Origin of the sequence: Pseudonocardia sp. MH-G8, from assembly GCF_002262885.1 — a bacterium.
Taxonomy (GTDB): domain Bacteria; phylum Actinomycetota; class Actinomycetes; order Mycobacteriales; family Pseudonocardiaceae; genus Pseudonocardia.
The window spans coordinates 107,261-134,139 of sequence record NZ_NKYF01000023.1; the positions used below are offsets into that span (position 1 = coordinate 107,261).

Annotated in this window: 28 protein-coding genes; 8 read left to right on the forward strand and 20 right to left on the reverse strand. The window is 72.5% G+C overall.

Annotated features, from left to right (window positions below; genetic code table 11):
• Positions 1 to 110: 110 nt before the first annotated feature.
• The 3 genes from CFP66_RS34985 to CFP66_RS34995 all read right to left on the reverse strand — a co-directional run bounded on the left by CFP66_RS34985 (position 111) and on the right by CFP66_RS34995 (position 4,392).
• On the reverse strand, positions 111 to 2,690 hold the full coding sequence (locus CFP66_RS34985) for a bifunctional FO biosynthesis protein CofGH (protein ID WP_094929616.1): 2,580 nt from the start codon (positions 2,688 to 2,690) through the stop codon (positions 111 to 113).
• Between the two features lie 87 nt (positions 2,691 to 2,777).
• Positions 2,778 to 3,818, reverse strand: coding sequence for an iron-siderophore ABC transporter substrate-binding protein (locus CFP66_RS34990; protein WP_094929617.1), 1,041 nt, complete (start codon positions 3,816 to 3,818; stop codon positions 2,778 to 2,780).
• An 88-nt stretch (positions 3,819 to 3,906) separates the two neighbouring features.
• Entirely contained in the window at positions 3,907 to 4,392 is a 486-nt protein-coding gene (locus CFP66_RS34995; protein WP_094929618.1) for a carboxymuconolactone decarboxylase family protein, read from the reverse strand.
• A 206-nt stretch (positions 4,393 to 4,598) separates the two neighbouring features.
• Between CFP66_RS34995 and CFP66_RS35000 the strand changes: the two genes are divergently transcribed.
• Positions 4,599 to 5,477: an RNA polymerase sigma-70 factor gene (locus CFP66_RS35000; protein ID WP_094929675.1), complete on the forward strand. Its 879-nt coding sequence runs from the start codon at positions 4,599 to 4,601 to the stop codon at positions 5,475 to 5,477.
• A 96-nt stretch (positions 5,478 to 5,573) separates the two neighbouring features.
• Entirely contained in the window at positions 5,574 to 6,470 is an 897-nt protein-coding gene (locus CFP66_RS35005; protein ID WP_094929619.1) for a LysR family transcriptional regulator, read from the forward strand.
• 17 nt (positions 6,471 to 6,487) lie between these two features.
• Here CFP66_RS35005 and CFP66_RS35010 read toward each other — a convergent pair whose 3' ends face one another.
• The 3 genes from CFP66_RS35010 to CFP66_RS35020 form a co-directional block, all read right to left on the reverse strand.
• On the reverse strand, positions 6,488 to 7,243 hold the full coding sequence (locus CFP66_RS35010) for an SDR family oxidoreductase (protein WP_255413915.1): 756 nt from the start codon (positions 7,241 to 7,243) through the stop codon (positions 6,488 to 6,490).
• Complete coding sequence (locus CFP66_RS35015) at positions 7,236 to 8,003, reverse strand: oxidoreductase (protein ID WP_094929620.1); 768 nt, start codon at positions 8,001 to 8,003, stop codon at positions 7,236 to 7,238. The genes CFP66_RS35010 and CFP66_RS35015 overlap by 8 nt, the downstream gene beginning before the upstream one ends.
• 186 nt (positions 8,004 to 8,189) lie before the next feature.
• Positions 8,190 to 9,065 (reverse strand): PhzF family phenazine biosynthesis isomerase, encoded by an 876-nt coding sequence (locus tag CFP66_RS35020; protein WP_094929621.1) that lies wholly within the window; start codon positions 9,063 to 9,065, stop codon positions 8,190 to 8,192.
• Between the two features lie 80 nt (positions 9,066 to 9,145).
• On the opposite strand from CFP66_RS35020, the gene CFP66_RS35025 reads away from it, so the two are divergent.
• Complete coding sequence (locus CFP66_RS35025; protein ID WP_158228325.1) at positions 9,146 to 10,033, forward strand: LysR family transcriptional regulator; 888 nt, start codon at positions 9,146 to 9,148, stop codon at positions 10,031 to 10,033.
• On the opposite strand, the gene CFP66_RS35030 is transcribed toward CFP66_RS35025, so the two are convergent.
• A complete protein-coding gene (locus tag CFP66_RS35030) occupies positions 10,020 to 10,991 on the reverse strand; it encodes an NADP-dependent oxidoreductase (protein WP_369805239.1) in 972 nt (323 codons plus the stop codon). The two genes, CFP66_RS35025 and CFP66_RS35030, sit on opposite strands and share 14 nt — an antisense overlap.
• A gap of 175 nt (positions 10,992 to 11,166) precedes the next feature.
• Here CFP66_RS35030 and CFP66_RS35035 point away from each other — a divergent pair, with 175 nt between their 5' ends.
• Positions 11,167 to 12,048, forward strand: a complete 882-nt coding sequence (locus CFP66_RS35035) for a LysR family transcriptional regulator (RefSeq protein ID WP_094929623.1) — start codon at positions 11,167 to 11,169, stop codon at positions 12,046 to 12,048.
• 79 nt (positions 12,049 to 12,127) lie between these two features.
• Positions 12,128 to 12,769: a dihydrofolate reductase family protein gene (locus tag CFP66_RS35040; protein WP_094929624.1), complete on the forward strand. Its 642-nt coding sequence runs from the start codon at positions 12,128 to 12,130 to the stop codon at positions 12,767 to 12,769.
• Here CFP66_RS35040 and CFP66_RS35045 read toward each other — a convergent pair.
• The 6 genes from CFP66_RS35045 to CFP66_RS35070 all read right to left on the reverse strand — a co-directional run bounded on the left by CFP66_RS35045 (position 12,760) and on the right by CFP66_RS35070 (position 16,956).
• Positions 12,760 to 13,248, reverse strand: a complete 489-nt coding sequence (locus tag CFP66_RS35045; RefSeq protein WP_094929678.1) for a carboxymuconolactone decarboxylase family protein — start codon at positions 13,246 to 13,248, stop codon at positions 12,760 to 12,762. The two genes, CFP66_RS35040 and CFP66_RS35045, sit on opposite strands and share 10 nt — an antisense overlap.
• Positions 13,249 to 13,686: 438 nt before the next feature.
• The gene (locus tag CFP66_RS35050; protein WP_094929625.1) at positions 13,687 to 14,844 is read right to left on the reverse strand and encodes an acyltransferase; all 1,158 of its coding nucleotides are present in this window, start codon (positions 14,842 to 14,844) and stop codon (positions 13,687 to 13,689) included.
• On the reverse strand, positions 14,841 to 15,488 hold the full coding sequence (locus tag CFP66_RS35055; protein ID WP_094929626.1) for a TetR/AcrR family transcriptional regulator: 648 nt from the start codon (positions 15,486 to 15,488) through the stop codon (positions 14,841 to 14,843). The genes CFP66_RS35050 and CFP66_RS35055 overlap by 4 nt, the downstream gene beginning before the upstream one ends.
• A gap of 26 nt (positions 15,489 to 15,514) precedes the next feature.
• Positions 15,515 to 15,655 carry a hypothetical protein gene (locus CFP66_RS49455; RefSeq protein WP_158228326.1) on the reverse strand — a complete coding sequence of 47 codons (141 nt, stop codon included), beginning with the start codon at positions 15,653 to 15,655 and terminating at the stop codon, positions 15,515 to 15,517.
• 47 nt (positions 15,656 to 15,702) lie between these two features.
• Entirely contained in the window at positions 15,703 to 16,293 is a 591-nt protein-coding gene (locus CFP66_RS35065) for a MerR family transcriptional regulator (RefSeq protein WP_094929679.1), read from the reverse strand.
• Between the two features lie 99 nt (positions 16,294 to 16,392).
• The gene (locus CFP66_RS35070; protein ID WP_094929628.1) at positions 16,393 to 16,956 is read right to left on the reverse strand and encodes an ABATE domain-containing protein; all 564 of its coding nucleotides are present in this window, start codon (positions 16,954 to 16,956) and stop codon (positions 16,393 to 16,395) included.
• 126 nt (positions 16,957 to 17,082) lie between these two features.
• Between CFP66_RS35070 and CFP66_RS35075 the strand changes: the two genes are divergently transcribed.
• The gene (locus CFP66_RS35075) at positions 17,083 to 18,255 is read left to right on the forward strand and encodes an epoxide hydrolase family protein (RefSeq protein WP_094929629.1); all 1,173 of its coding nucleotides are present in this window, start codon (positions 17,083 to 17,085) and stop codon (positions 18,253 to 18,255) included.
• Positions 18,256 to 18,270: 15 nt separating this feature from the next.
• Here CFP66_RS35075 and CFP66_RS35080 read toward each other — a convergent pair whose 3' ends face one another.
• The 3 genes from CFP66_RS35080 to CFP66_RS35090 are packed head-to-tail and all read right to left on the reverse strand — an operon-like array spanning position 18,271 to position 20,437.
• On the reverse strand, positions 18,271 to 18,762 hold the full coding sequence (locus tag CFP66_RS35080; RefSeq protein WP_233159966.1) for a YbaK/EbsC family protein: 492 nt from the start codon (positions 18,760 to 18,762) through the stop codon (positions 18,271 to 18,273).
• A 21-nt stretch (positions 18,763 to 18,783) separates the two neighbouring features.
• The gene (locus tag CFP66_RS35085; RefSeq protein WP_094929630.1) at positions 18,784 to 20,046 is read right to left on the reverse strand and encodes a serine/threonine-protein kinase; all 1,263 of its coding nucleotides are present in this window, start codon (positions 20,044 to 20,046) and stop codon (positions 18,784 to 18,786) included.
• Between the two features lie 46 nt (positions 20,047 to 20,092).
• Complete coding sequence (locus tag CFP66_RS35090; RefSeq protein ID WP_094929631.1) at positions 20,093 to 20,437, reverse strand: hypothetical protein; 345 nt, start codon at positions 20,435 to 20,437, stop codon at positions 20,093 to 20,095.
• A gap of 165 nt (positions 20,438 to 20,602) precedes the next feature.
• Here CFP66_RS35090 and CFP66_RS35095 point away from each other — a divergent pair, with 165 nt between their 5' ends.
• On the forward strand, positions 20,603 to 22,795 hold the full coding sequence (locus tag CFP66_RS35095) for an NADP-dependent isocitrate dehydrogenase (protein WP_094929632.1): 2,193 nt from the start codon (positions 20,603 to 20,605) through the stop codon (positions 22,793 to 22,795).
• A 78-nt stretch (positions 22,796 to 22,873) separates the two neighbouring features.
• Here the strand turns inward: CFP66_RS35095 and CFP66_RS35100 are convergent, their stop codons facing one another.
• Positions 22,874 to 23,614: an SDR family oxidoreductase gene (locus CFP66_RS35100; RefSeq protein WP_198961871.1), complete on the reverse strand. Its 741-nt coding sequence runs from the start codon at positions 23,612 to 23,614 to the stop codon at positions 22,874 to 22,876.
• A gap of 95 nt (positions 23,615 to 23,709) precedes the next feature.
• On the opposite strand from CFP66_RS35100, the gene CFP66_RS35105 reads away from it, so the two are divergent.
• The gene (locus tag CFP66_RS35105) at positions 23,710 to 24,327 is read left to right on the forward strand and encodes a TetR/AcrR family transcriptional regulator (RefSeq protein ID WP_369805241.1); all 618 of its coding nucleotides are present in this window, start codon (positions 23,710 to 23,712) and stop codon (positions 24,325 to 24,327) included.
• Positions 24,328 to 24,370: 43 nt separating this feature from the next.
• On the opposite strand, the gene CFP66_RS35110 is transcribed toward CFP66_RS35105, so the two are convergent.
• From CFP66_RS35110 to CFP66_RS35120, 3 genes are all read right to left on the reverse strand, one after another.
• The gene (locus CFP66_RS35110) at positions 24,371 to 25,549 is read right to left on the reverse strand and encodes an MFS transporter (protein WP_094929635.1); all 1,179 of its coding nucleotides are present in this window, start codon (positions 25,547 to 25,549) and stop codon (positions 24,371 to 24,373) included.
• Positions 25,550 to 25,732: 183 nt separating this feature from the next.
• Positions 25,733 to 26,128 carry a DUF6069 family protein gene (locus tag CFP66_RS35115; protein ID WP_094929636.1) on the reverse strand — a complete coding sequence of 132 codons (396 nt, stop codon included), beginning with the start codon at positions 26,126 to 26,128 and terminating at the stop codon, positions 25,733 to 25,735.
• Positions 26,112 to 26,855: a VC0807 family protein gene (locus CFP66_RS35120; protein WP_094929637.1), complete on the reverse strand. Its 744-nt coding sequence runs from the start codon at positions 26,853 to 26,855 to the stop codon at positions 26,112 to 26,114. Before CFP66_RS35120 ends, CFP66_RS35115 begins: the two co-directional genes overlap by 17 nt.
• Positions 26,856 to 26,879 lie beyond the last annotated feature (24 nt).

The window sequence follows — 26,879 nt, forward strand, 5'->3', positions numbered from 1 at the left end:
GTCACGGTCGTCGTTCCGGCGCCGCGGCCCGCCCCGGACGACGCCGGCGTGATCGCCGCGAGACGCACAGGATCGCGGCCCGGACCGCGGTGGCGTACGGCTCGCAGCGATCACGCGGGGGCGAGCGGCAGCAGCCGCGGGCCCGGACGCTGTGCCGGCACGAGGCGTTCCACCGGCTCGCGGTAGGTGGTGCTGCGCTGGCGCACCGGGCGGCCTGCCGCCGTCGCGATCGACGCCAGCTCCGTGACCGTGCGGGCCGAGCCGTTCTCCGACCCGGCCATCCGGCTGATCGTCTCCTCCATCAGCGTGCCGCCCATGTCGTCGGCGCCGCCGCGCAGGATGTCGGCGGCGAGGTCGTCGCCGAGCTTCACCCACGAGCACTGGACGTGGTCGATCCGGCCGTGCAGGGCGAGCCGGGCGAAGGCGTGCACGGCCCGGTTGTCCCGCGCCGTGGGGCCGGGGCGGGCGATGCCCGCGAGGTAGATCGGCGCGTTGTGGTGCACGAACGGCAGCGGGACGAACTCGGTGAACCCGCCGGTCTCGTCCTGCAGCGCGGCGAGGGTGCGCAGGTGGCCCAGCCAGTGCCGCGGCTCGTCGACGTGCCCGTACATCATCGTGGACGACGACGGGACGCCGAGCCGGTGCGCGGTGCCCACGACCTCCAGCCACTGCGCGGCGGGCAGCTTGCCCTTGGTGAGGACCCAGCGCACCTCGTCGTCGAGGATCTCCGCGGCGGTGCCCGGGATCGAGCCGAGCCCGGCGTCGCGCAGCTCGGTGAGCCATTCCTCGATCGACACGCCCGCCTTCGCGGCCGCGGAGACGATCTCCATCGGCGAGAACGCGTGGACGTGCATGCCGGGCACGGCGGCCTTCACCGCGCGCACGAGGTCGGCGTAGAAGGTGACCGGCAGCTGCGGGTCGATCCCGCCCTGCATGCACACCTCGGTGGCGCCGGCCTCGGCCGCCTCGACGGCGCGGGCCGCGACCTCGTCGAGCGAGAGCCGGAACGCGTCGGTGTCGCGCTCGCGCTGCGCGAAGGCGCAGAACCGGCACCCCACGTAGCAGACGTTCGAGAAGTTGATGTTGCGGTTGACGACGTAGGTGACCTCGTCGCCCACGACGTCGGCACGCACCGCGTCGGCGAGGCGGGCGAGCTCCTCGAGGGCGTCACCGGAGCAGGTCAGCGCCGCCATGGCGGCCGCCTCGTGCGCCGGGTCGAGCAGCGCCGCCGGGTCGGACGCGGCCAGGTCCAGCCCGGCGCGGACGTCGGAGTCCAACCGCTGCGGGGCCGAGCGCTGCGTGCCGGCCAGCTCCTCGGCGACCGCGTCCCAGTCGCCGTACACGGAGGCGAAGTCGCCGCGGCGGTCGTCCGTGCGCCCCTCGGTGTCGATCGCGGTGTGCAGGTCGGTGCGCCCGGACGAGGCGAAACCGCCGTCCGGCTCCTGCCACGGCCGCCCGATCACCTCGGCGCTCTCGTCGGCGAGCCCGGTCTCCGGGTCGGCGAGCGCCGCGACGTGGGCGTGCAGCCGGGAGTCGATCCACGGCGACCCGGCCAGGACGTACTTCGGGTAGGCCGCGAGCCGCTCGCGGATGCGGAACCCGGCGGCCGCCGAGCGCGTGGCCAGCTCGTCGATCGCCGGCCACGGCAGCTCCGGACTGACGTGGTCGGCCGTGACGGGTGAGACGCCGCCCCAGTCGTCGATGCCGGCCCGGAGCATGAGCGAGAACTCCTCGCCGATCAGGTTCGGCGGGGCCTGGATGCGCATCTTGGGCCCGAGCACGAGCCGCGCGACCGCGATCGTGGCCGCCAGGTCGTGCACATCGGCATCCGGGTCGTTCGCCATCGCCGTGTCCGGCTTGGCCCGGAAGTTCTGGATGATCGCTTCCTGGACGTGCCCGTGCGCCCGCGCGGCGGACCGGATCGCGAACAGCGACTCCGCGCGCTCGGTGCGGTTCTCGCCGATCCCGATCAGGATCCCGGTCGTGTACGGGACGCCCACGCGCCCGGCGTCCGTGATCGCCCGCAGCCGCACCGCGGGGTCCTTGTCCGGGCTGCCGTAGTGCGGCCCGCCGGGCTCGCTCCACAGCCGCTCGGCCGTGGTCTCCAGCATCATCCCCATGCTCGCGGCCACCGGCTTGAGCCGCGTGAGCTCGGCCCACGACAGCACGCCGGGGTTGAGGTGCGGCAGCAGGCCGGTCTCCTCCAGCACCGCGATCGCCGACGCGCGCACGTAGTCCAGCGTGGAGTCGTACCCGCGCGCCTCCAGCCACTCCCGGGCCGCGGGCCAGCGCTCCTCCGGACGGTCCCCGAGGGTGAACAGCGCCTCCTTGCACCCGGCGTCGGCACCGGCGCGGGCGATCTCCAGCACCTCGTCGCGCTCGAGGAACGCGGCGGGCAGCCGGTGCGGCACCGTGGCGAACGTGCAGTAGTGGCAGCGGTCGCGACACAGCCGGGTGAGCGGGATGAACACGTTCTTCGAGTACGTGACGACGCCCGGGCGCCCTTCGGCGACCAGCCCGGCGTCACGCACCCGGGACGCCACGGTGAGCAACTCGTCCAGTGCGTCACCGCGGGCGGCGAGCAGCACGGACGCCTCGGTGACATCCAGCGTGACGCCGTCGCGGGCCCGTCGCAGCGCCCGGCGCAGCGCGGCATCGCTCGGTGCGGGCTCGGGGAGCACATCGGCCATGGAGCTGACAGTAGGTCGGCGAGCTGCCCCGGTCGACCGCTCCCCCGAACGGTTCAGATCACAGGAGGCAGCGGGAATAGCGTGCGGTCACGCCAGCGCGCCGGCGAGCTGCCCCGCCAGCGCGTCGATCACCGTCGGCAGGCTCAGCACGGTGCCCCAGGTCCACGCGGCGGAGACCAGCGGGTCGTCCACGAAGACCGCTCGGCCGTCGCGCACCACCTGCAGCTGGGAGTACAGCGGCGCGGCCTCGACCTGGGCGCGCACCTCGGGGCTGAAGCCGGTGTTCCAGATCAGCACGTCGCGGTCCAGCAGGGCCATCCGCTCGTCGCTGAGGGTCCCGCCGTCCAGCTCGCCTGCGACCTCGACGATCTCCGGCGGGATCGTGAACCCGAGCGCGGTGACCAGCTGCGAGCGCGGGTCACCCGGGGAGCGGACGAACGACGAACCCGGCTCGAACCGCTCCGCGACGACGGCGGTGCGGCCCGCGAACTCCGGGTGGGCCGCCCGCGTCGCGGCCAGCTGCGCGTCGATGCCGGCGATCAGTTCCTCGGCCCGCTCCGGTGCACCCAGCGCGCGACCGGCGAGGCGCGTGTACTCCTGCCACGGCGCACCCCACTCGGGGTAGCCGGCCGGCGGGCCGACCGTCGGCGCGATCCGCGACAGCGTCTGGAACTGGGTGTCGTCCATAGAGGTGTAGAGCCCGACGATCAGGTCCGGGGCGAGGGCGGCGATCTCCTCGTACCGGTAGTCGGGGGTGCCGGTGAACGCGCCCCGGTTCAGCACCGCCGGCTGCGCGTCCCCGAGCTCGTCCTGCGCCCACGGCCAGGTGGCGTGGGGGTGGTCGCCGTACCAGTCGGTGACGGCCACCGGACGGACGCCCATCGCGAGCACCGGGTCCTGGTCGCTGAAGCCCACGGTGACCACACGCTGCGGGGCGCTCGCGATCTCGGTGGCGCCCTTGCTGTGCTCGACCGTGAGCGGGAACGCACCCGGGGCACCGGGCGCGGGGGGCGGTGCGGTGGTGGACCCACCGCCACCGCCACCGCACGCCGAGAGCAGCCCCAGCGCACCCGCGCCGACGAGCAGCCGGCGCCGGCTGAGGGATCCGACGGGATCTGCGGCGGACACGGGGCCTCCAGGTGATCGCGGGAACCTGAGGCTAGCCTGGCCTTAACCGCGTATCGCAGCCGGGAACGTGGCCGGCGAGTCCTCCCGATCAGCTCATCGCGTGGGCGAACATGCCGGGCTCGTAGGAACCCCCCTGGTTGCGCACGATCACGTTGAGCCGGTTGGCGGCGTTGATCATGGCGACCAGGCAGACCAGCGCGGCGATCTGGTCGTCGTCGTAGTGCTTGCGCACCTCGGCCCAGGTCTCGTCGGACACGCCGGGGTGGGCGTCGGCGAGCCGGGTGCCCTCCTCGGCGAGCGCCAGTGCGGCCCGCTCGGCCTCGGTGTACACGGTCGACTCGCGCCACGCGGCGACCAGGTGCAGCCGGACCGCGGTCTCCCCGGCGGCCGCGGCCTCCTTGGTGTGCATGTCGAGGCACGGGCCGCAGCCGTTGATCTGGCTGGCGCGCAGCGACACCAGCTCCTGCGTGGCCTTCGGCAGCGACGTCTCCTGGATCGCGTGGCCGAGACCCGCGAACCGCTTGGCGATCTTGACGCCGGTCCCGTTGGCCATCAGGTTGATACGGGGTTCCATCAGGTCGTCCTCACTCGTGGTGTGTCGTGGTGCTGCATCGGACGACCACGAGATGCCGGCCGCTGGGCTCCTGTGACAGCACGGTCGCGTGCCCTGCGTCACAGCATGTGTCCGAGCCCTTCGATGTCACACGGCCGCGAGCTCGGGCGTCTGATGGATGACCGCAGTCGAGACGGAACAGACAGGAGCCACCCGTGAACGAGCGCATGGACTCCGCCACCGAGGCCTTCGTCGCCCATCGCAACCTGCTCTTCACCGTCGCCTACGAGATGCTCGGATCGGCGGCCGACGCCGAGGACGTCCTGCAGGAGACCTGGCTGCGGTGGACGGACGTCGATCTCGACACGGTGCACAACCAGCGTGCGTACCTGGTCCGGATCACCACCCGCCAGGCGCTGAGCCGGCTGCGGACCCTCGGACGCCGCAAGGAGTCCTACGTCGGCCCCTGGCTGCCCGAGCCGCTGCTGACCGCGCCGGACGTGGCCGAGGACGTCGAGTTGGCCGAGAGCGTCTCGATGGCGATGCTGCTGGTGCTGGAGACGCTCGCGCCGACCGAGCGGGCGGTGTTCGTGCTGCGCGAGGTGTTCGACCTGGAGTACGACGAGATCGCGCACGCCGTCGACAAGACGCCGGCCGCGGTCCGCCAGATCGCCCACCGGGCGCGGGCGCACGTCGCTGCGCGCCGGCCGCGCGGCGCCGTCACCTCCGCCGAGTCCCGGGACGCGCTCGCGGCGTTCCAACGGGCGATCGACACGGGGGATCTGCAGAGCCTGGTCGACATGCTCGCGCCGGACGTCGTCCTGCTGGGCGACGGGGGCGGGGTCGTGCAGGCCGTGCTGCGCCCCGTCGCGGGCGCCGACAAGGTGGCGCGGCTGCTGGCCGCGGGCCTGCCCAAGATCGTCGGCATGGCGGCGGCCGAGCCGGCGCAGATCAACGGCTGCCCCGCTCTGATCGTGCGGATCGACGGGGAGATCGACAACATCGTGGCGGTGCGGATCGACGACGGCCTGATCACGGGGCTCTACGTCGTCCGCAACCCCGAGAAGCTGTCGCGGGTCGAGCGGGAGACCGCGGTGGGCCGTTGAGCCGGGCGATGTCGTCCCGCACGTGCAGAACGGGCCTATGATTACACCGATGCAACGGTGGGCGGCAGTTCACCGCAGGGAGGAAGCCGGGAGCGGATGAGCCTTCGCCAGTACGAGTACGCCCTGGCCGTCGCCGAGGCGGGCTCGGTGACAGCGGCGGCGGAGCTGCTGCACGTCGCCCAACCGTCGATGTCCCAGCAGATCCGCAACCTGGAGCGGGAGCTCGGCGTGACGCTGTTCTCCCGCACACCGACCGGATCGGTGCCCACCGTGGTCGGCCGCGCGTTCCTGCGGGAGGCGGAGGTCGCGGTGAGCGCGTCGCGGCGGGCGAGGGCGACGGCGCGGGCCGGTGCCGACGAGCTGGTGGGCGAGCTGTCGGTCGCGGTGCAGATGGGGTTCGGCACGCGGCAGCTGCCGGGCGCGCTGGGCGCGCTGCGCCGCCGCTTCCCGCGGCTGGAGGTCACCGTCTTCGAGGAGCCCAGCTCCGCCGAGCTGGAGCGGCTGGGCCGCCGGGGCGTGCTGGACCTCGCCCTCATGGCGGCCTGCGAGCAGACCCCCGACGACGCCCACCACCTCGGCGACGAGGAGTTCGTCGTGGTGCTGGGCGCCGGGCACCGGCAGCTCGCCGCAGACCGGGTCGACCTGCGTGAGCTGGAGCAGGAGCCGTGGGTGAGGTTCGATCGCGACAGCGCGCTCGACGGCGTGCTGCTGGACGTGCTGCGGAACAGCGAGCTGACCCCGGCCACGGTCGCCCGCGTGTCCCAGACGGCGACGGCGGTGCGCTGGGCCGCCCAGGGGCTGGGGGTGACGCTCGTCCCGGCGTCCGTGGTGCCCCACGGGTACGAGCACCTCGCGCGCCCGCTGTCCCCGGTGGTGTCCCAACCCGTCATCGCCGTGGTCCGGCACCCCGCGGGCCCGGCGGAAACGGCGTTGCTCGAGCTCCTGCGCCAGGAGACCTGGAACGAGTCCGCAGCCCTCGCGCTGGTGTCCTGACGGCCGATCAGGGCCCCTCAGAGCTGGGTGCGGCCGCCGTCGACGGCGAACTCCGCACCGGTGGTGTAGGTGGCCTCGAAGGCGAGGAATGCAGCCGCTCTGGCGAACTCGTCGAGGGTGCCGAAGCGCTGCATGGGATTGTCCGCGAGCACCTGCGCCTTGAACTGCTCGGCCGCCTCCCCGGTCATCACCTTCTCCAGGATCCCCGTGTCGATGGGACCGGGACTGACCGCGTTGACCCGGATCCCGCGCGGGAGAAGCTCGCGGGAGAAGCTGCGGGCCATCGAGCGCAACGCCGCTTTGCCTGCTGCGTAGACGCTGGTGTCCCGCATCCCGATGACGTTGGCGGCCGACGTGGTGAAGACGACTCCCGCGCCCGTGCTCAGCAGCGGGGCGAGCTTCTGCACGGTGAAGAAGGCGCCCTTGACATTGATCGCGAGCATCTCGTCGAACACCTCCTCGGTCGTCGAATCGAAGGGCGTGGTGCGTGCGATGCCGGCGTTCACGAACAGGGCGTCGATCGAGCCGAGTTCGCTCTTCACCCGATCGGCCAAGGCATCCAGATCGGGCAGCGAGGCCACATCGCCCCGGACGGCCACCGCGTTCTCGCCGAGATGCCGCGCCGCGTCGAGCGTGGCCTGGGACCGACCGGTGATGACGACCCGGGCTCCGCCGTCCACCAGCAGCTCGGCCAACGCGAACCCCATGCCGGCGCCGCCGCCCGTGATCACTACGTTCTTGTCGCTGTACGGGGTCACGTCCTCGTCACCCACGGGGGTATTCGCCGCCGTCGACGACGAGGACCTGCCCGGTCAGCCAGCTCGCCCGGTCGGACACGAAGAACAGCACTGCGTGGGCGATGTCGTCGGGCTGACCGTCGCGCCCCAGCGGCGGGGTGTCGGTCGCGCCCGGCCCCAGGTCGAGGCTCGCCCACTTCTTCCGCGTCGCTTCGCCGCCGGGTGTGGCGGTCCGGCCCGGGCTCACGGTGTTGACGCGCACCCCGGACGGGGCCAGCTCGGCGGCCAGCCCGCGGCTGTAGTTCTCCAGCGCCACTTTCGCCGCCTGGTAGTGCAGGACAATCGGTGCCGGGGGGACCACCGCGGCCGTGGACACGTGCACGATCGCCCCCGAACGCCGGTCCCGCATCCCCGGTGCCAGCAGGGCGTTCAGCCGCACCGACGCCAGGAAGTTCAGGTCCAGCGAGTCCTGCCACTCCTCGTCGGGGATGGCCAGGGCGGATCTGTGGAATTGCGCCCCACCCGCGTTGTGGACCAGGATGTCCACCCCACCGAACGTCTCATGCGCGGCCGCGGCCACCGCCTCCGCGCCGGCCCGGCTCCGCACGTCGGCGGCCACGAACGTGGCGCCCTCCGGCACCGTGCTCGTCGCCGACCTGGCGGTCGTGAGCACCTCGGCGCCCGCGTCCAGGAGCTGGCGCACGATGGCCGCTCCGATTCCGCGGGAGCCACCCGTGACCAGGGCTCGCTTTCCCGCGAGTTCTCGCGTTCCCGATCCGTTCTCGATCGTGGTCATGCCACCGGTCCTCTCGATTTCGTTTCGTCCGCCCCGCGGAAGGAGGATCGACGTGCGTAGCGCGCGAATCTTTTCGAGAAATCGCGGTGAGCACCTCGTCGACGCGTTTCACGGTACGTCCGGAAAGGAGCCGGCAGCAAAGACCAAAAGCCAGCAGGCGACATAGGGGGTTCCTATGGCGCCTTCTCAGCGGATCGGAGCGGCGGTGCCCGTCACCGAGATGCGGTCGTCGTCGGCCGGTACGTCGACGAGCAGGTCGCTCGGGCGGCCCATGTCCTCCCCCTGCCTGATCGCGACGCGGGCGGGGAGCTCGACCAGGCCCAGCGCGCGCAGGTACCCGCCGAACGCCGCGGCCGCCGCCCCGGTGGCGGCGTCCTCCACCACCCCGCCCGGCGGGAACGGGTCGCGCGCGTGGAACGACGTCGGGCCCTCGGCCCACACCAGGTGCACGGTGGTCCAGCCGGTCCGCGACATCAGGGCGTCGAGGGCGGGGTAGTCGTAGTCCAGCGCGGCCAGCCGGTCGCGGTCGCGCACCGCCAGTACGAGGTGCTCGTTGCCGGCGAACGCGACGTGGGCCGGGTAGCGGGGGTCGAGGTCCTGCGCGGTCCACCGCAGTGCCGCGAGCGCGGCGTGGAGCTCCTCGGCCCCGGCCGGCCGTGTGCGGGACGCCACGCTGGTCAACGTGGCCGTGAAGCCCGCACCGGTCGCCGCCGTGCGCACCGGCACCAGCCCGGCCGCCGTCTCGAACTCCAGCGGGCCCGCGCCGTGCCGCTCGGCGATCGCCACGGCCGTCGCGATCGTGGCGTGCCCGCAGAACGCGACCTCGGCCTGGGGGCTGCAGTAGCGGACGCGGTAGCGCCCCGGCGTGCCGGTCTCCTCGACGAACGCGGTCTCGGAGTAGCCCACCTCGGCCGCCACCGCGAGCCGCGCCGCGCCGTCCAGGCCGGCCGCATCCAGCACGACGCCCGCCGGGTTGCCGCCCCGCCCCTGCTCCGAGGTGAAGGCGGCGTAGCGCAGCACCGCGACGGGCAGCCCGCGGGCAGGAACATCGATCTCGGTCATGCCCCGATACTTGCCTCTGCCTCCCATCGCGTCCAACGATGAAGACCGATCGAACCCATCACGGAACGGAAAGGCGGCCGGTGGACACCGAACTGCTGCGCACCTTCGTCGCGGTCGTGCAGAGCCACGGCTTCACGGCCGCGGCCCGGGAGCTGGGATACGTCCAGTCCACCGTGACCGGCCACGTCCAGACCCTCGAACGGCGCCTCGGCGCCCGGCTGCTCGACCGGCTCCCGGCGGGAGCGGTCCCCACCGAGGCGGGGCTGCGGCTGCTGCCCTACGCCGAACAGCTGCTGAGCCTGCAGGCCCGGATGGTCGCCGAGGTGCCCTCCCGCGCCGGGCGACCCGCCGGCACCGTGCGGCTCATCGCGCCGGAGTCCCTGTGCGCCTCGCGGCTCCCGGCCCTGGTCGCTGCGGTGCGCGCCGCGGAGCCCGCCGTCCGGCTCGCGCTGGCCCCCGGTGGCACTGCCGCCGCGCTGGACGCCGTGCGCCGGGCGAGCACCGACATCGCACTCGTACTGGAACCCGTGCTCACCGTGGCCGACCTGCACCTCGACGCGGTGGGCACCGAGGACGTGGTCCTGCTCGACGCACCGGACCGGGACCGGACCGCCGCGCCCGTCACCTGGTCCGACCTCGCCGGCCGCGACGCGCTCCTGCTCGAGGAGGGATGCAGCTACAGCGACGACGCCGCCCGCAGGCTCCTGGCCGCCGGTCAACCCGCTGCCCGCCGCACCCGCTTCGGCAGCATCGAAGCCGTGAAGCGGTGCGTGGCCGCCGGCCTCGGCTGGACGGTCCTGCCCGCCGTCACCGCCGCCGCGGAACTGCAGGACGGCACCCTCGTCGCCCTGGCCGGGCCGCCGGTGGCCGCATGCACCGTCCACCTCGTCACCCATCCGGACCGGAGCACGGGACCCGCGGTCCGGGTCGTCGTCGATCACCTGCGCGCGCTCCTCACACAGCCGTGAGCACGATCTTGCCTTGGAGGTGCCCGCGGGCGGCCCGTTCGTGCGCCCGTCGAGCGTCCGAAAGCGGAAAGGTGCTGTCCACGGCCACGCGCAGCGTTCCGGCATCGAGCAGGCGTCCGAGTTCTGCCAGTTGTGTGCCGTTCGCGCGTACCTGGGTGCCCGAGGTCGTGACGCCGAGCTTCGCAGTCTCCTCGGAGTCGTATTCAGCGAAGAACACCGGGAACAACGCTCCCCCGCGCTTGAGCGTCCGCAGTAAACGGCCGCTGTCGGGACCTCCGACGGTATCGAGCACGAGATCGACGTCGTGTGCGATCTCCTCGGGACGATTCCTCGTGTAGTCGATGAATTCATCGGCGCCGAGTTCCCGCAGGAAGGACTCGTGCGCGGCCGACGCCACCGCGATGACACGTGCCCCCTTCCACTTCGCCAACTGCACCGCGAAGTGCCCCACACCGCCCGCAGCACCGTTGACGAGCACCGTCCTCTCGGCGTTCAGACCCATCGGGCGGTGCTGGGCCGCCTGGAACGGCGACGGGTGATCATGCCCGAGCTCGATCAGGAACTGCCACGCGGTGAGCCCCGCCATGGGCGCCCCCGCCGCATGCACGTGATCGACACCGCTCGGCTTGCGTGCCAGGTCCGACGCGGGCGCGGCCACGTACTCGGCGTAGGCGCTCGCGGTGTAGGTGCCGCCCTCGGGACCGGGGAAGCGGAGGAGACCGAAGACCTCGTCGCCGACGGCGAGACCGTCCACATCCGCGGCGACGGCCTCGACGACGCCCGACACGTCCGTCCCCGGAACGGCGGGCAAGCCCAGTGGCGGCCTCATCGCAGGGGGCAGGTTGGTCATCCCCTCGCGCACGTACCAGTCGGGAGGATTGACACCCACCGCGTGAACGCGGACGAGTGCCTCGCCGGGCTCCAGCTCCGGAATCGGGACCTCGTCGTAGCGCAGCACCTCGGGACCACCGTGCCCGTGCAGCCGGATCGCCTTCATCGTGTTCGTCGGCATCGCTTCCACTTCCTCGTCGTCGCCACCTGCGCCCACGAGTCAAACCGCAGTCCGGAACGGCTGTCCAAGATCTGGTTCGCACTCCGCCATACCGGAACCGCATGGCGGTACTGTCAGGTGGGTGAACGACCTCGGCGAGGATCTGGAACTGCGACTGGTGCGCTATTTCACGTCGGTCGCGGAGCATCTGAACTTCGGCAGGGCAGCCGCCGAGCTGCACCTGGCGCAGCCGTCGCTGAGCCGCCAGATCCAGCGCCTCGAGCAGCGGCTCGGGGTACGCCTCCTGGACCGCACACCGCAGGGCAGCCGTCTCACGGAGGCGGGGGAGGCGTTCCTCCCCCAAGCGCACGCACTGCTGGCCGCGGCGCGACGGGCAGCGCGGACCGCTCGCGCGCACGCACCGGCCATCCGGGTCACCATCGGTTACGTCGAGGACCTGGTCATCACCCCCGCGGTCCGCGAGCTGCGCCGCCGCCACCCGGAGGCCGAGATCGACACCCGTCACCTGGACTGCAAGGAACTGAACGCCTTCACCGAGGGCCGCGTGGACGTCCTGGTCGCTCGTAGCCCGCTCCCGTTCCCGACCGACGAGGTGCGCGCGACCGTGCTGTACGAGGAACCGCGGATGCTCGTGGTTCCGGTCGGCCACCCCCTGACCGCCCGCGAATCGGTGACCCCGGAGGACCTCGCCGACGAGCGGCCGTTCCCCTGCCCCGCCGCCGCGAGCGCGTGGAGCGCCTACCGGCTGCTCGGCCCCGGCCCGCTGCCGGCCGGGCCAGCGGTCGAGAGCTTCGAGGACAAGCTCGAACTCGTCGCGGGAGGTCGGGCGATCGCGGTGCTGCCGACGGGCGACCGGCGCAGCACGCTCCGCCCCGACCTGGCCACCATCCCGCTCGAGGGCGGTCCCACCAGCAAGGTCGTCATGGCAAGCCGCATCGACGACCCGAATCCCCTGGTCACGGGCTTCCGGGCGGCCGCAAGGGCACATCTCCCCGCGAAGTAGCGATCCCGTCGGGTGGTGCGACCGATGAATTCGGGCCCGGCGATCGGTCCGACCTGCATCCCACTCCGAGGAGGCACCCATGGGCACCGCCGAGAACCCCGGCCCGGTCAAGGCCGCCATCACCGTGTCGCTGGACGGCTACATCACCGGCCCCGACGACCGCGCGGGCCAGGGGCTCGGCGTCGGCGGCGAGCGGCTCCACTACTGGGTGATGGGCGGCCCGTGGACCTACGCCACCGACCGCGAACCCGGAGCCGGCATGACCGACGCCGACCGGGCCTACTACGACGCGCTGCTCGAGGGGACGACCGGTGGCCTGTGCGGCCGAGGCATGTACGACAGCTCCGGCGCCTGGGGCGGCCACAACCCGTTCGGCGGCACCATGATCGTCCTGACGCACCGCACGGCGGACCAGCCCGACCCGGACGCGGGTTTCCTCCTGGTCGAAGGATTCGACGAGGCGCTGGCGGCCGCCCGGAGGGAGGCGGGCGACGGTGGCGTCGCGATCGGCGGCGGAGCCGACACCATCCGGCAGGCCCTCGCGGCCGGGGTCGTCGACGAGCTCGGGATCACCACCGCTCCCGTCCTGCTCGGCCGCGGGAAGCGGCTCTTCGAGGGGTTCGACCACGACGTCGACCTCGAGATCCTCTCGGTGCACCACTCGCCCTACGCCGTCCACGTCCGGTACGCCGTCCGGCGCTCACCCTCCGATCAGTCCTGAACGAGCGCGGCGAACATGCCGGGCGCGTACGAACCCCCCGGGTTCCGCACGATGACGTTCATCCGCGTGGACGCGTTGATCATGGCAACGGCGCAGACCAGTGCACCGATCTGGTCGTCGTCGTAGTGCTTGCGCACCTCGGTCCAGGTCTCCGCGGAAACACCCCGGTGGGCGTCGCCGAGCCGGGTTCCCTCCTCGGCCAGCGCCAGCGCCGCCCGCTCGGGCTCGGTGAACACGGAGGACTCGCGCCAGGCGGCGACCAGGTTGAGCCGGACCGACGACTCACCCGCAGCCGCGGCCTCCGTGGCGTGCAGGTCGGTGCAGAAACCGCAGCCGTTGATCTGGCTGACGCGCAGCTCCACCAGTTCCCGCAGCGCCTTCGGCAGCGTCGACTGGTCCAGGGCAAGAGAAGCGTTGTAGAACCGCTTGACGACCTTCGCGGCCGTCGGGCTGTCCATCAGGTTGAACCGGGAGTCCATGGCCTCGTCCTCACTCGTGGTGTCGAACAACGAACGAACACGAGATGCCGGCGACCCGATCGTTGTGACAGCGCGCATCGTGAGGTGTGCTGTGTCACAGCTGGTACAGCGGTAGATGGTGATGGCGCCAGTCATGATCGCCGGTCCGGCGTGCTCCTCAGTCGGGGACGGCTACCGGCGCAACCAAGTCATCATCCGGTCATCGGGAGACGCGGGGCGGAGCGTGCCGGCGGTGCGCTCGGTAGCGTTGCCGACCGGGCGCCGGATGGCGGATGGTGATCACTCCGAGAAGCACCTGACCCCAGTGGCTGCGAGGTCCCGATTCCACCGATCACCGTCACCGCGCATGCCCCGGAGCTGCGATGATCACCGGTCTGGCCGGCGCTTCCGGCGCCGCCACGGCACCCGTCGCGCAGATCACGAAGTCCGGCTGTACCGCTAGAACACCTTCCGGGCGCCCGGCAGGGCGCGTACCGGCAACGCCATCGCCCAGCACAGCGGCACCGCGAGAACGGCGAGCAGCACGAACTTCGCCACCGCCGGCGCCGGCACGCCGCTGAGGGCGTAGCCCACGCCGACCAGCACGACCGGGTGGATCACGTAGACGGTGTAGGCGTGCGCCGACAGGTACCGGTGGACCCGTCCCTGCCGGTTCCCGCGCTCCCGGAACAGCACCAGGAGGCCCAGGGTGACGCCGACCGCGAGCGCCGACTCGCAGGTCGCCGCCATCAAGGACGGCCAGGTTCCGCGGCCCAATATCGCCTCGCCTGCGGAGACCAGGACGAGGACCAGCGCCACCGCGGCGAAGGCCGCGGTGGCGAACCCGGCCCGGCCCGCCGCCCTCGAGAGGCCCGCCGGCCAGCCGCGCCGGGCCGCGACCAGCCCGACGGTGAACATCGCCGCGTACTGCGGCAGGTAGGCGGGCGTGGGCAGCCCCAGGACCGATACACCCATCGGCACCACCATGCGCCACAAGTAGGTCACCAGCGCCAACCCGACGGTGAACCCGACGATCGCGACGGCGCCGGGCGCCCGGTCCGTGGCCGGCACCGATCCGGATCCGCGCCGCTCCCCGACGGCCAGGCGCCGCCAGAGGACGTAGAGCGCACTGAACACGAACAGCACCTCGACGAACCACATCGGTCCCGGTGTGAACGAGTGCAGGTAGTACTGCCAGTAGGGCAGGTCGATCCCCTGCTGGGCGGCGGCGTCCCACGCGGCGGCGTAGCGGCCGACGGTCACCACGGGACGGAGCACCAGCAGCCAGATCAGCAGGGGGACCCCCAGGCGCAGCAGCCGTTCCGCGAGGAAGCGCCTCGCGCCCTTGCGGTCGTAGGAGCCCGGCACGAACAGCGCGGAGATGAGGAAGAAGGCGCCCATGAAGAACGCCTGGTTGAGCAGGAGCAGCACGTCCAGGAGCGTTCCCGAGGAGTCGGTCGGCGCCTCGGCGTAGTACCACTGCGGGATGTTGCTGTAGGTGATGGCTGCGTGGTGGATCACCACGAGGACCGTCAGGGCGGTGCGCAGGTTGTCGACGTAGAGGAGCCGGGGGCGAGCTGTGGGCGAGACGGTCGGACGGCCGGCGGGTTGCGTCATGGGGTTCCCGTTCCTCCCGGGCGTTCGGCGCGGGTGGCGTGCACGAACAGGTCCGCCAGTTCGTCCGCGTGCGCTTCCAGGTCGTGGTCCGGGTAGGTCACCCAGTAGGCGAACATGCCGTCGATGGCGTCCTGCACGGTGATGGACATGACGAGGGGGTCGAAGGGGCGGAGCTCGCCGGTCTGCTGACCGAGCCGGAACTGCTCCGCCCGCGCCGCGTAGATCGGCTCGTTCGAGACGACGCCGTAGCGCCGCTTGCCGTCGGGGGTGCGGAGGTTGTTGAAGATCTCCCCGAGAGCGAGCAGCCGGGCGGGCTGGTCCCGCATGTACGCGGCGACCGCGCGGATGTTCGCCCGCAGCGCGCCGGTGGCCGTCGTCTCCTGCTCCATCCTCGGCAGGACGAACCGGGTGATCTCGCGGTAGACCTGCTCGACCAGCTGTTCCATCAGCTCGGCCTTGCCTGCGAAGTGGTAGGAGATCACGCCCTTGCTGATGCCCACGCGCTCGGCGATGCGGGCGAGCGACGTGTTGGCGTAGCCCAGCTCCGCGAAGGTCTCGATGGCGCTCTCGATGATCTGGGCACGGCGGGCCTCCTCGATGTAGGACGTCCGTTTCTGACCATCAGGCTCAATTTCTGGCCGCATGGCCAGAAATTAGCACGCCCGGCCAGTCACGCGTCGGCGGGAGCGCGGAGGGCGGCGGCGATCCACTCGTCGCTCGGCCCGGTCACGTGCCACTCGTCCGGCGAGGTCTCGTTGATGGTGGCCATCAGGGACAGGTAGGTGCCGAGCAGCTCGTCGAATCTGGACACGGCCCGCTCGGCGTGCTCACGCGCTGCGCAGTCCGGATCCGGGTGGGTCATGGACCGCCGCAGGTCGACGAGTTCCTGCTCGCCGAGGGGCGCGCCGGTGGCATCGGCGGCGAGGTCGGCGAGCGAGGCCAGGACGGCTTCGGCGATCTCCTGTGCCCGCGGTGACTCCGGCGGCACTCCGGACCGCTCGGCCTCCCCGGCCTGCACTCGGTCACCTCGCCCCAGAACTCGTCCAGGAGCAGGTTGCGGCTGTCGTCGGACATGGGCACGAGGCCGTGCATGAGGGCCACCTGGTCGATGGTGGTGGGCTGGTTGACGATGGTGCGCAGGACGGCGCGCCGGGCGCGCAGGTCACGCAGGTGCCGCTCGACCACCTGCAGGTGGGTCGCGGCCAGGTCGTGCAGGTTGGTCTCCTCGGCCAGCAGCCCGCGGATGCCCTCCAGGCCCGCGCCCAGCTCCCGCAGGGTGCGGACGAGTTCCAGCCGCGCGATGGCATCGATGTCGTAGAGCCGGTGCCCGCCGACGGTCTGCTCGGCGGGCGCGATGACGCCGGCGTCGGCGTAGTACCTGATGGCGCTCACGCTCAGCCCGGTGCGGCGTGCCGCGTGCCCGATGGAGTACAGGTGGTTGTCGTTCATGGTGCCCACTCTGGGACCTCGAGCGGCTTGAGTTTCAACCGTCCTCGCAGGGCCGGTGCGCGAGCACCGTCAGGTCGACGCCCACGCCGGGCGGAAGCGTCAGGTGGCCTTGCGCTGGTTGGCGTTGAAGCGCGCCTTCTTCTGACGGTTCCCGCACGTGTTCATGTCACACCATCTTCGGGTTCGGCTCTGACTGGTGTCGAAGAATGCGGCCCGGCAGGTCGGCGATGCGCACAAGGCCAACTTCCCGTCTCGTTCGCCCGCGATGATGCCGATCGCGTCGGCGGCGATCACACCGAGGGCATCTTCTACGCGGGAAGCCGAGCTGAGCTGCCATTGACGCTCGCCGTCGGGCGTCAGAACAGCCGCGGCCCGACCCTGAACGCTGCGGTCGTTGATGATGTCGACAGCAGACGCAGGGAGAGCACCCTGGCTCGCGGCCGCTGTCGCAGCGGCGTGAATCGATTCTCTCAGTTCCCGCGCGAGTTCGAGTTGGGCGGCGGTGCAGGAGTCCACCGCCAGGCCGTTCACCGCCAGCCAGTCGACGAGTCGTTGCGGCGTGGGAATGCGCTCCACAGCGTCGCCATGACGCTCCGTCAGGGTTCCGGTGAAGCTCGTCGCCAGCACGCTGCCGAGGCGGAAGTCGGGGAATCCCGCACGCATGGAACCACCTTAGCCCCGATCGCCGGTCTCGACCGTCCTGGCCGCGGGCGGGGATGCGCTCGTTGCTCACCGGCACGAGGCCATGCTAGAACCGTCTAAGCCGGTTCCGCAATGCCAGGAGGTCTCATGTCCCGCCCCACCAGCGACGTGCGAGCGTTCGAAGCCCACGCGACCGACGCCGACCTCGACGATCTGCGCGCGCGATTGGCCGCGGCGCGGCTACCGGAGGCGGAGACGGTCCATCGCGCCGCGCCCGACCCCCGCCGATGGGATCAAGGCGTTCCTCTCGCCGACCTCGTCGATCTCGTGGACTACTGGCGCACCGGGTACGACTGGCGGTCGTTCGAAGAGCGCCTCAACCGGATCGGCCAGTTCCGCACGACCATCGACGGTCTGGGAATCCACTTCCTGCACCGCCGGTCCACGCGCGCGGATGCCACTCCTCTCATCTTGACGCACGGCTGGCCGGACAGCGTTGTGCGGTTCATCGACGTGGTGGACGAGTTGGCAGACCCGAAAGATGTCGACGCGCCGGCGTTCCACGTCGTGGTCCCGTCGCTGCCGGGATTCGGTTACAGCGACAAGCCGGCCACCACCGGGTGGGGAACCGAGAAGATCGCGGCCGCATGGGTGGAACTGATGGGGCGGCTCGGCTACAACAGGTTCGCAGCCCACGGCGGCGACTGGGGAGGCAATATCACCACGGTCCTCGGCGGCAGGTTCCCGGCGCACGTCCTCGGCATCCACACCACGTTCGCGGAGGGGCCACCCGGGTTGACGACGGACGGGCTGACGGCGGACGAGCGCAAATGGGCCGAGGAAACCCGCGATTTCTGGCTCCGCCGCGCGGCGTACGCGAAGCTGCAGGCGACCCGACCGCAGACCATCGGCTACTCCCTCGTCGACTCACCGGTCGGGCTCCTCGCCTGGATCCTCGACAAGTTCGCCGAGTGGACGGACACCGGAGACAGCCCGTTCGAGACGATTTCCAGGGACAGGATCCTCGACGACGTCACCCTGTACTGGCTGACGCGGACCGGCGCGTCGGCGGCCCGCATCTACTACGAGAGCCACAACTCGCTCGATCCCGAACTCCGGGTCGACGTCCCGTCAGCGATCACCGGGTATCCCCGCGACGTCGAGAAGTGTCCGCGCCCCTGGGCACAGGAGCGGTACCGGCAGATCGTCCGATGGAGGTTCGCCGAGTCCGGGGGACACTTCCCGTCGCTGGAGGTTCCCGGGTATTTCGTCAAGGACCTGCAAGAAGGCCTCGCGGCGGTGCTGGCCGCTGATCGGTGAACGCGACTGCGCCCGTCACGCCACGTCTGCCGGCTCGCCTCCGGTGACCGCCTCCAGCTCGGCGAAGGTGCTCGGGAAGACGGCGTGCGGGATGCCGCCCGCCGCCCACACCTCGTCGTAGGCCGCCAGCGCCCGGTCGACGAGCGTGCGCAGCGGCGCCGGGTGCCCCACCGGGGCGACCCCGCCGATCGCCTGCCCGGTGGCCGCGAGCACGAAGTCCGGCGACGCGCGGCGCAGGCGCTGCACGCCGATCCGCTCCGCGACCGCGGTGGTGTCGACGCGGTGGCCGCCGGAGGTGAGCACGAGCAGCGGCTCGCCGTCGGCGTCGAAGACCAGCGAGTTCGCAATCTGGCCGACCTCGACACCCAGGGCGGCCGCGGCAGCCGCCGCGGTGGTGACGGCGTCGGGCAGCACCTTCAGGCGCCCGATCCGTGCCGGGTCGGCGCCGCCCGCGGTGAGGGCGGACACGACCAGTTCGACGTTGCGGTGGGTGGCGGTACTACTCACCCCGCCATCAGACCACGCCGCTCAGCCGCCCACACCCGAGATCCGGCTGCCGACCATGGGGGCGCCGTCGTCCTCTCGGACCAGGCAGTGCACCGCACGGTCGCCGGGAGCACCGTCAGCCGCGGACACGGCGCGCGCCGGGACGAGGGCGACGATCTCCAGCCCGTCCCGCTGCGCGACGAGCGCCTCGACCGCCGCGGCGCAGGCAGCCGACGCGAACCGTTGGACCCGGTCGGTTCCGGGGTCGCGCGCCGTGGGTCCGAACGGGTCGAGCGTCGCGACCACCTCCAGCTCGTGCGGCTCCGCGCAGCTCACGGAGGCCGCCTCGGCGAGCGGGCCGCGCAGGCAGGCGGCGTCGCTCAGCGAGGTGAGCGGCACCTCGCCGCCCTCCCCGTGGGTGAGCGTGCGGACCTCCGGTGCACCCGGGCGCGCCAGCGCGAACCCGCCGACGCCGCCGGCGAGCACCGCCAGCACGGCGGCTGCGGCGAGCCACCACCGGCGCGTGGCGCGGGACCGCGACGGCGGCGGGGCCTCCGACTCGAGCAGGGCCGTCACCTGCAGGGCCGTCAGCCGGGCCCGCGGCTCACGGTGCAGCATCCCGGCCAGCAGCGCCGAGAGCGGGCCGCCGGTGTCCGCGCGCGAGGCGCCGGCCTCGGGGGGCCTGCCGTGCAGCGCGTGGCACAGCGTGGCGCCCAACGCCCACACGTCCGACTCCGCGGTGGCCGGGCCACCGTCGCGCAGCTCCGGCGCGAGGTAGCCGGGCGCCGGAGGGCTCGCGCACTCGCCCGCGGCCTCGGACATCCCGAGGTCGGCGAGGCGCACCTGCGTGCCCGGACCGAGCAGCACGGCCGCCGGTGCCAGGCCGCCGTGCACGATGCCGGCGGCGTGGATCGCCTGCAGCGCCGCGGCGAGCTGCCCGGCGAGCGCGGCGACCGCGCGCTGGTCGAGCGGTCCGGCGGAGGCCACCTGATCGGCCAGGGTCGGCGCCTCGACGAGTTCGGTGACGATGTGGTCGACCCCGTCGTCTGTCACGACGTCGTGCACGGTGACGATGCCCGGCGCGTCGGTCCGGCCCGCCGCGCGGGCCGCCTTCAGCAGCCGCTCGCGGAACAGCAGGCGTTCCTCGGAGCCCTGCCCCGCAGGTGGGTGCAGCTCCTTCACCGCGACCTGCCGGCCCGTCACCCGGTCCTGGGCACGCCAGACGACGCCGGCGGAGCCGCGGGCGAGCTCGCCCAGCACCACGTACCGACCGCCGATGACGCGGGTGGGGCTGATGCCGGTCACGCGGCGGGACCGGTCGCGCGAACCGTGATCATCGTGCTGAGTCTGCTCAAGCGCAGTTGGTGTTCGGCAGGGGGGTCAGGAACTGGTCCGCGGCCCAGCGCCCTTGTTCCAGCTCGCGGAACCCGTCGGTGACGATGCGCGTGCCGTCGACCACCGCGCCGCGGGCGAGGGTCTCGACGAGCGCGGCACCCGGGCTCGGTCCGGTGCGGATGTTGAGCTCGTCGGCGGACACCTCGAGCCGGCACCCGGTGGAGCCGTCGGCCGCGGCCACCTCGTTCAGCCCACCCCGGTCGAGGAGCGCGATCGCCGCCAGGACCACCCCGGCCACCAGCACGAACGCCCATCCCTTGAAGGTCGAGGATTCGAGCTTCGGAACGGTGATCCTGGCCACGGCCCTGCCTCCCCGAGACGGTGTGTGCTCCCACGGTAGCCGGGATTGTGGCGTTCGCGCCTCTGTGACGCGGACCGGTGTGGCTTCGGGATAGCGTGTGGCGCGGGAGGCGCGCTCCGCCACACCAGTCCGATGCACCCGTCACGAGGCAGGCCGAGACAGACGATGAAGGTCATCTACACCTACACCGACGAGGCGCCGGCGCTGGCCACGCACTCGTTCCTGCCGATCATCGAGGCCTACGCCGGCAAGGCGGACGTCGCGGTGGAGACCCGCGACATCTCGCTCGCCGCCCGCGTCCTCGCGGCGTTCGATCTGGTCCCGGACGCGCTGGGCGAGCTCGGCGCGCTGGCGAAGACGCCCGAGGCCAACATCATCAAGCTGCCGAACATCAGTGCCTCGATCCCGCAGCTGAAGGCGGCGATCAAGGAGCTGCAGGGCGCCGGGCACGCGGTGCCCGACTACCCCGACGACCCGCAGACCGACGAGGAGCGCGCCGCGCGCGCGGCGTACGACTCGGTCAAGGGCAGCGCGGTCAACCCGGTCCTGCGTGAAGGCAACTCCGACCGGCGGGCGCCGGCGTCGGTGAAGAACTTCGCGCGCTCCCACCCGCACTCCATGGGCGCGTGGTCGAGCGAGTCCGCGTCGCACGTCTCCACGATGTCCGACGGCGACTTCCGCCACTCCGAGCGCTCCGTCACCGTCGCCGAGGCCGGCGAGCTGCGGATCGAGCACGTGGCCGCCGACGGCACCGTCACGGTGCTCAAGCCGGCCGTGCCGGTCCAGGCGGGCGAGGTCGTGGACGCCGCGGTCATGCGCGCCGGGGCGCTGCGGGCGTTCCTGGCCGAGCAGGTGGCCGACGCCAAGGCGAAGGGTGTGCTGTTCTCGGTGCACCTCAAGGCCACGATGATGAAGGTGTCCGACCCGATCCTGTTCGGGCACGCCGTCCAGATCTACTTCGCCGACGTGTTCGCGCAGTACGGGGACGACCTCGCGAGCGTCGGAGCGGACCCGGACGACGGGCTGGCCAGCGTGCTCACCGCGCTCGAGAAGCTGCCCGCCGACAAGCGCGCCGCCATCGAGAAGGCCATCACCGCCACCTACGACAGCGGCCCGTCCCTGGCCATGGTCGACTCCGACCGCGGCATCACGAACCTGCACGTGCCCAGCGACGTCATCATCGACGCCTCGATGCCGGCCGCGATCCGCTCGTCGGGGCAGATGTGGAACGCCGCGAACGAGCAGCAGGACGCGAAGTTCGTCATCCCGGATTCGTCCTACGCCCCGCTCTACGCCGAGACCCTGGCGTTCTGCCGCGAGCACGGCGCGTTCGACCCGACCACCATGGGCACCGTCCCGAACGTCGGGCTGATGGCGCAGAAGGCCGAGGAGTACGGCAGCCACGACAAGACCTTCGAGATCGATGCGGCGGGCACCGTCCGCGTCGTCGACGCCGCCGGCGCCACACTGCTGGAGCACGAGGTCGCCGCGGGTGACGTCTGGCGCGCCTGCCAGACCAAGGACGCGCCGATCCGCAACTGGGTGCAGCTCGCCGTCTCGCGCGCCCGCGCCACCGGCGTCCCGGCCGTCTTCTGGCTCGACGAGACCCGCGGGCACGACGCCCAGGTCATCGAGAAGGTGCGCGCCTACCTCGCCGAGGAGGACACCGACGGGCTGACCATCGAGATCCTCCCGGTGGCCGAAGCCACCCGCTACACGCTCGAGCGGGCGAAGCGCGGCGAGGACACCATCTCGGTCACCGGCAACGTGCTGCGCGACTACCTCACCGACCTGTTCCCGATCATGGAACTGGGCACCAGCGCGAAGATGCTCTCGATCGTCCCGCTGATGAACGGCGGCGGGCTGTTCGAGACCGGGGCCGGCGGCTCGGCGCCCAAGCACGTGCAGCAGCTCGTGCGCGAGAACCACCTGCGCTGGGACTCCCTGGGGGAGTTCCTGGCGCTCGCGGTCTCCTTCGAGTTCCTCGCCGACAAGACGGACAACCCGCGGGCGAAGGTGCTCGGCACGACCCTCGACGACGCCACCGGGGCGCTGCTGGAGAACGGGCGGTCGCCGTCGCGGCGCGCGGGCGAGCTCGACAACCGGGGCAGCCACTTCTACCTGGCCCTGTACTGGGCCGAGGCGCTCGCGGAGCAGAGCGACGACGCGGAGCTGGCGAAGGTCTTCGCCCCGCTCGCCGAGAAGCTCGGCGCGGCCGAGGAGACGATCGTCGGGGAGCTGAACGGCGTGCAGGGCGAGCCGGTGGACCTGGGCGGCTACTACTACGTCGACAAGGCCAAGGCCGACGAGGTCATGCGCCCCAGCACGACGCTGAACGCAGCGCTGGCGGAGTTCTGACGAGCCTCCAGAGTTCAGGAAAGCCACATTCAGGGCCTGCAGGTTCATGAATGTGGCTTTCCTGAACCTCGGTGGCGGTCACGTCGCCGCCGTGAACACGTCGAACACCTCCTCCGCGCGGTCGCGGTCCACGTACATCGACCACGCCGCGGCGGCGATCTCGTCCGGGTCGAGCGTGGCCGGCACCGGCCCGCCGTGCGCCGCGGCGTGCTCGGTGAAAGCCCGGTGGATGTCGCCGCGTTCGACGAGCCCGCCGATCGTCAGGATCCCGGCGAGCACGCCGCTGTCGCGCAGCGCCTCGTGCAGCGTGAGCACGTACATGCGCAGCGCCGCCGCGGTGGGGGCCAGGCTGCCCAGCATCGGCATCGGCTGCACGCCGCTGAGCCCGCCGCCGAAGAACAGCGCGCCTTCGCCGCGCTCCAGCAGCGGTGGGAGCGCGGCGGCGACGAGGTCGGCGGCGGGTACCACGACCGACTCGAACGGGCGGCGCACCGCGGCTCCGTCCGCCGTGGTCAGCGGGACGAGGGACGCACCGGCGTCCGGCGATACCGGGCCGAAGTACACCGTGTCGATCGCGCCGAGATCCGCCGTGATCCGATCGAGCGCGGCGCGCAGCTGCACCCCGTCGGTCACGTCGGCGGCGTAGCTGCGCGATTCGACACCCTCCGCGGCGAGCTCGGCCCGATAGCCCTCGTGCCGTGTCCCGCTGCGCGACACCAGAGCCACCGCGAACCCCTCCCGCCCGAACCGGCGGGCCATCGCCATCCCGAGCCCGGGTCCGGCGCCGAGCACTGCGATCACCTTGCGCGTTGCGGTCATGCGCATCCCCTTCGAACAAAGTTGAGGAACCCCTCAAGTACGCTGCCACGCTATCAGCTAACATGAGGACGTCGTCAACTTCCGGGGAAGGACCCGTGGCCCTGCGCAAGGACGCCCAGCGCAACCGCGAGCGGCTCGTCGAGGCCGCGCGCGCGGTGTTCGCCGAGCGCGGGCTCGACGTCGCGCTCGACGAGGTGGCCCGCCGCGCCGGCGTGAGCATCGGGACGCTCTACAACCGCTTCCCGCAGCGCGCCGACCTCGTCGCGGCCGTATTCGCCGACCGTGCCGAGACGGTCATCAGCCTCGCCGAGCACGCGCTGTCGATGGAGGACGCCTGGACCGGGTTCGCCCACTTCGTGGAGCAGGTCTGCCGGATGCAGGCGGCCGACCGCGGTTACAACGACCTCTCCGCCCGCAGCGTCCCGCAGGCAGCCCCGACGGCGGGCCACCGGCGCGGCCACGAGCTGATGACGCGGATCGTCGCCCGGGCTCAGGACAGCGGGGACCTGCGCCCCGACTTCGAACTGCCCGACATGGCGTTCGTGACCTGGTCGATCACCCGCACGATCGCGGCCACGGCCGACGTCCGCAACGACGCGTGGCGCCGCCACCTCGGGTTCGTCCTCGACGGCCTGCGGGCCTCCGCGGCGCACCCGCTGCCGGTGCCCGCGCTCGGACCCGAGGAGATCGCCCGGGTCATGCGCGACTGCTGAGGGCCCCGCCGGACGGGGCGCTCACGTGATCGTTCGAGGTCACCTACCGGTGCCCGGTCGGACTCCGGGACGTACGCGCGTCCACCACCGCGAGCCGGAACACCACCCACGACGCGGCGACGAGCACGGCGGCGACCGGGGCCAGCCCGCCCGGGCCGACGCCGGCGAGCACCATTCCGCCGAGCGCCCCGGCCAGTGACACCCCGAGGTAGGTCGCGGTGGTGTTGAGCGCCAGCGCCTGTCCGCCGACCGGGCCGGCGAGGGTGAGCAGGCGGGCCTGGATCGCCGGGGAGTTCCAGAACGCGAACCCGGCCCACACCACGGAGAGCGGAACGACCAGCCAGAACGGAACCGGCCGGACGAACCACAGGCCGGCGAACACGGCGAGCACGGCCACCAGGCCGCCGATGCCGATCAACAGCGCGCGGTCCGCCCCGACGCGGTCGACGGCCAGCCCGCCGAGCCAGACCCCGAGCATCCCCGCGACCCCCGAGACCGCGAACAGCAGCGCCCGGCCGTCCGGACCGGTCCCGGACAGCTCTCGCACGAACGGGGCGAGGTAGCTCAGCAGCAACATGCTGCCTGCGAGCGTGACGGCGTTGGCGAGCAACCCGAGCGTGATCGGCCGCCGGGCGAGGACGGCGAACTGCTCGCCGAGCCGGGGTACCGGTCCGCTCGGCGTCGCCGGCACGCTCGCGAGGATGGCGAGCCCGGCGAGGGCGCCGGCCACCGCGATCGTGGCGAACGTCGCCCGCCACCCGAACTCACCGCCGATCCAGGTGCCGATCGGGACGCCCGCGGCGATCGACCCGGTCACCCCGATCGAGACGACGCCCAGGTACCGGCCTCGGCGCTCCTCCGGTGCGAGTGCCGCGGTGACCGCGAAGAGGGTCGGCGTCGCCGCGGCCGCCGCGAGCGCGGCGAGGACCCGCAACGCCATCAGGAGCCCGAACGACGGCGTGAGCGCCGCGGCGACGTTCGCCGCGACGAAGACCGCGGACGCCGTGAGCAACAGCCGGCGGCGCGGCCACGACGCCGTGACCACCGCGGCGACCGGGGCCGCGATCGCGACCGTCAACGAGAAGACCGTGATCAGCTGGCCGGCGACCGCCTCCGTGACGGCGAACTCGGCTGCGATCTCGGGGAGCACCCCCGCGATCACGTAGTCGTCGGTGAAGAACACGAACGCCGCAGAAGCGAGCGCCCACAACCAAGCCGGCACCCCGGCACGGTAGGAGGTCGGCGGGACCCGCCTCCAGCCGTTATCGGTCCACGCGGTCGCAGCCGGACCGCGGCGTACGCCCGGGTGGGCGCCCGGACCGGTGTGGCGACGGCCGAACGGTCCCCGCGCGGAACGTCCTCGGCGCGAGGTGCTCCGCCTTCCCGGGCAGCGCGACGGTGCTCGTCACCGGCGTGGCAGCAGCGCGATCAACACGCCGCCCGCGACGACGTGCATGGCTGCGAGAGTGACCGTGGCCGCCGATCCCACGCCCCCGAGCAGCGGCGTGACGAGCGAGAGCACGAGCACGATGATCGCGACGGCCGTCCAGCTCCGCCGCGGTCGGGCCGCGCGCCGCTCGAGCACCGCCAGCAGGGCCCAACCGGACAAGCCTGCGCACAGGGACCCCGCGGCCACGGCAACCGGCCCGACCTCCTGCACGGGCCCGCCGATCGGGACGGCGGCCGGTGCGGCCCCCAGGACCGGGACGGCCAGCACCCAGACGGCCAGCGCGGCGAGCACCGCGGCGGCGACGGCCCCGGCGCGGGCGGGCAGGGTCGAGCGGTCAGTGGCGGTGGTCATGGCCGGCTCCTCGTCGGACGTACGGGCGGAAGATCAGGTCCCAGCAGCCGGAGCGGTGCAGGAGCAGGTGCGTCGGCACCTGGAGGACGAGCAGTGTCGTCACGGTCAGGGCGGTGTCGAGCGCCGGTACGACCGGCACCGGGAGCGTCGAGGCCATCAGCACGCGCAGTGCGGTGTCGGCCAGCATCCCGCCGGCCCACACCGCGGTGATCTGCCGCCACGCCCGGCGGAACGCCGCATCGCACGTCCACAGCTCGTCCAGCGCGGCCGCCCGGTGCGGCAGCAGCGTGCGGGTGGCGGCGAAGCAGAACGGCCGTGAGCCCCGCAGCGACACGAGCAACCAGAGCCCGAACGGCAGGCTCAACCAGGCGTGGCGGACGAGCAGCTCGCGCGGGTCACCGGTGATCGCGGTCGCGGCGAGCCCCAGCACCACCGCGGCGAGCACGAGCACCGCGACGGGTTCGACCCGCCGCTCGCGCACGGCCGTCAGCACGGCGCTGACGGCGGGCGGCACCGCGCCCAGGGCGAGGGCGACCACGTCCGGCACGCCGGCGGCGCGCAGCACGTAGTAGGCCACCAACGGAGCGGCGAGGCCGAGCAGCAGCGTCCGCGCGGCTCGGCGCCGTCGCGGTGCGTCCCCGGAGGGGCCCAGCAGCGCCGAGCGAGTGTCGTACCAGGCCGCACGGGCCCGGGCGGCGGCACCGGCGGTCCGAGGGGTCGCGGTCATGGCGGCACTGTGGCCGGTCCCGGG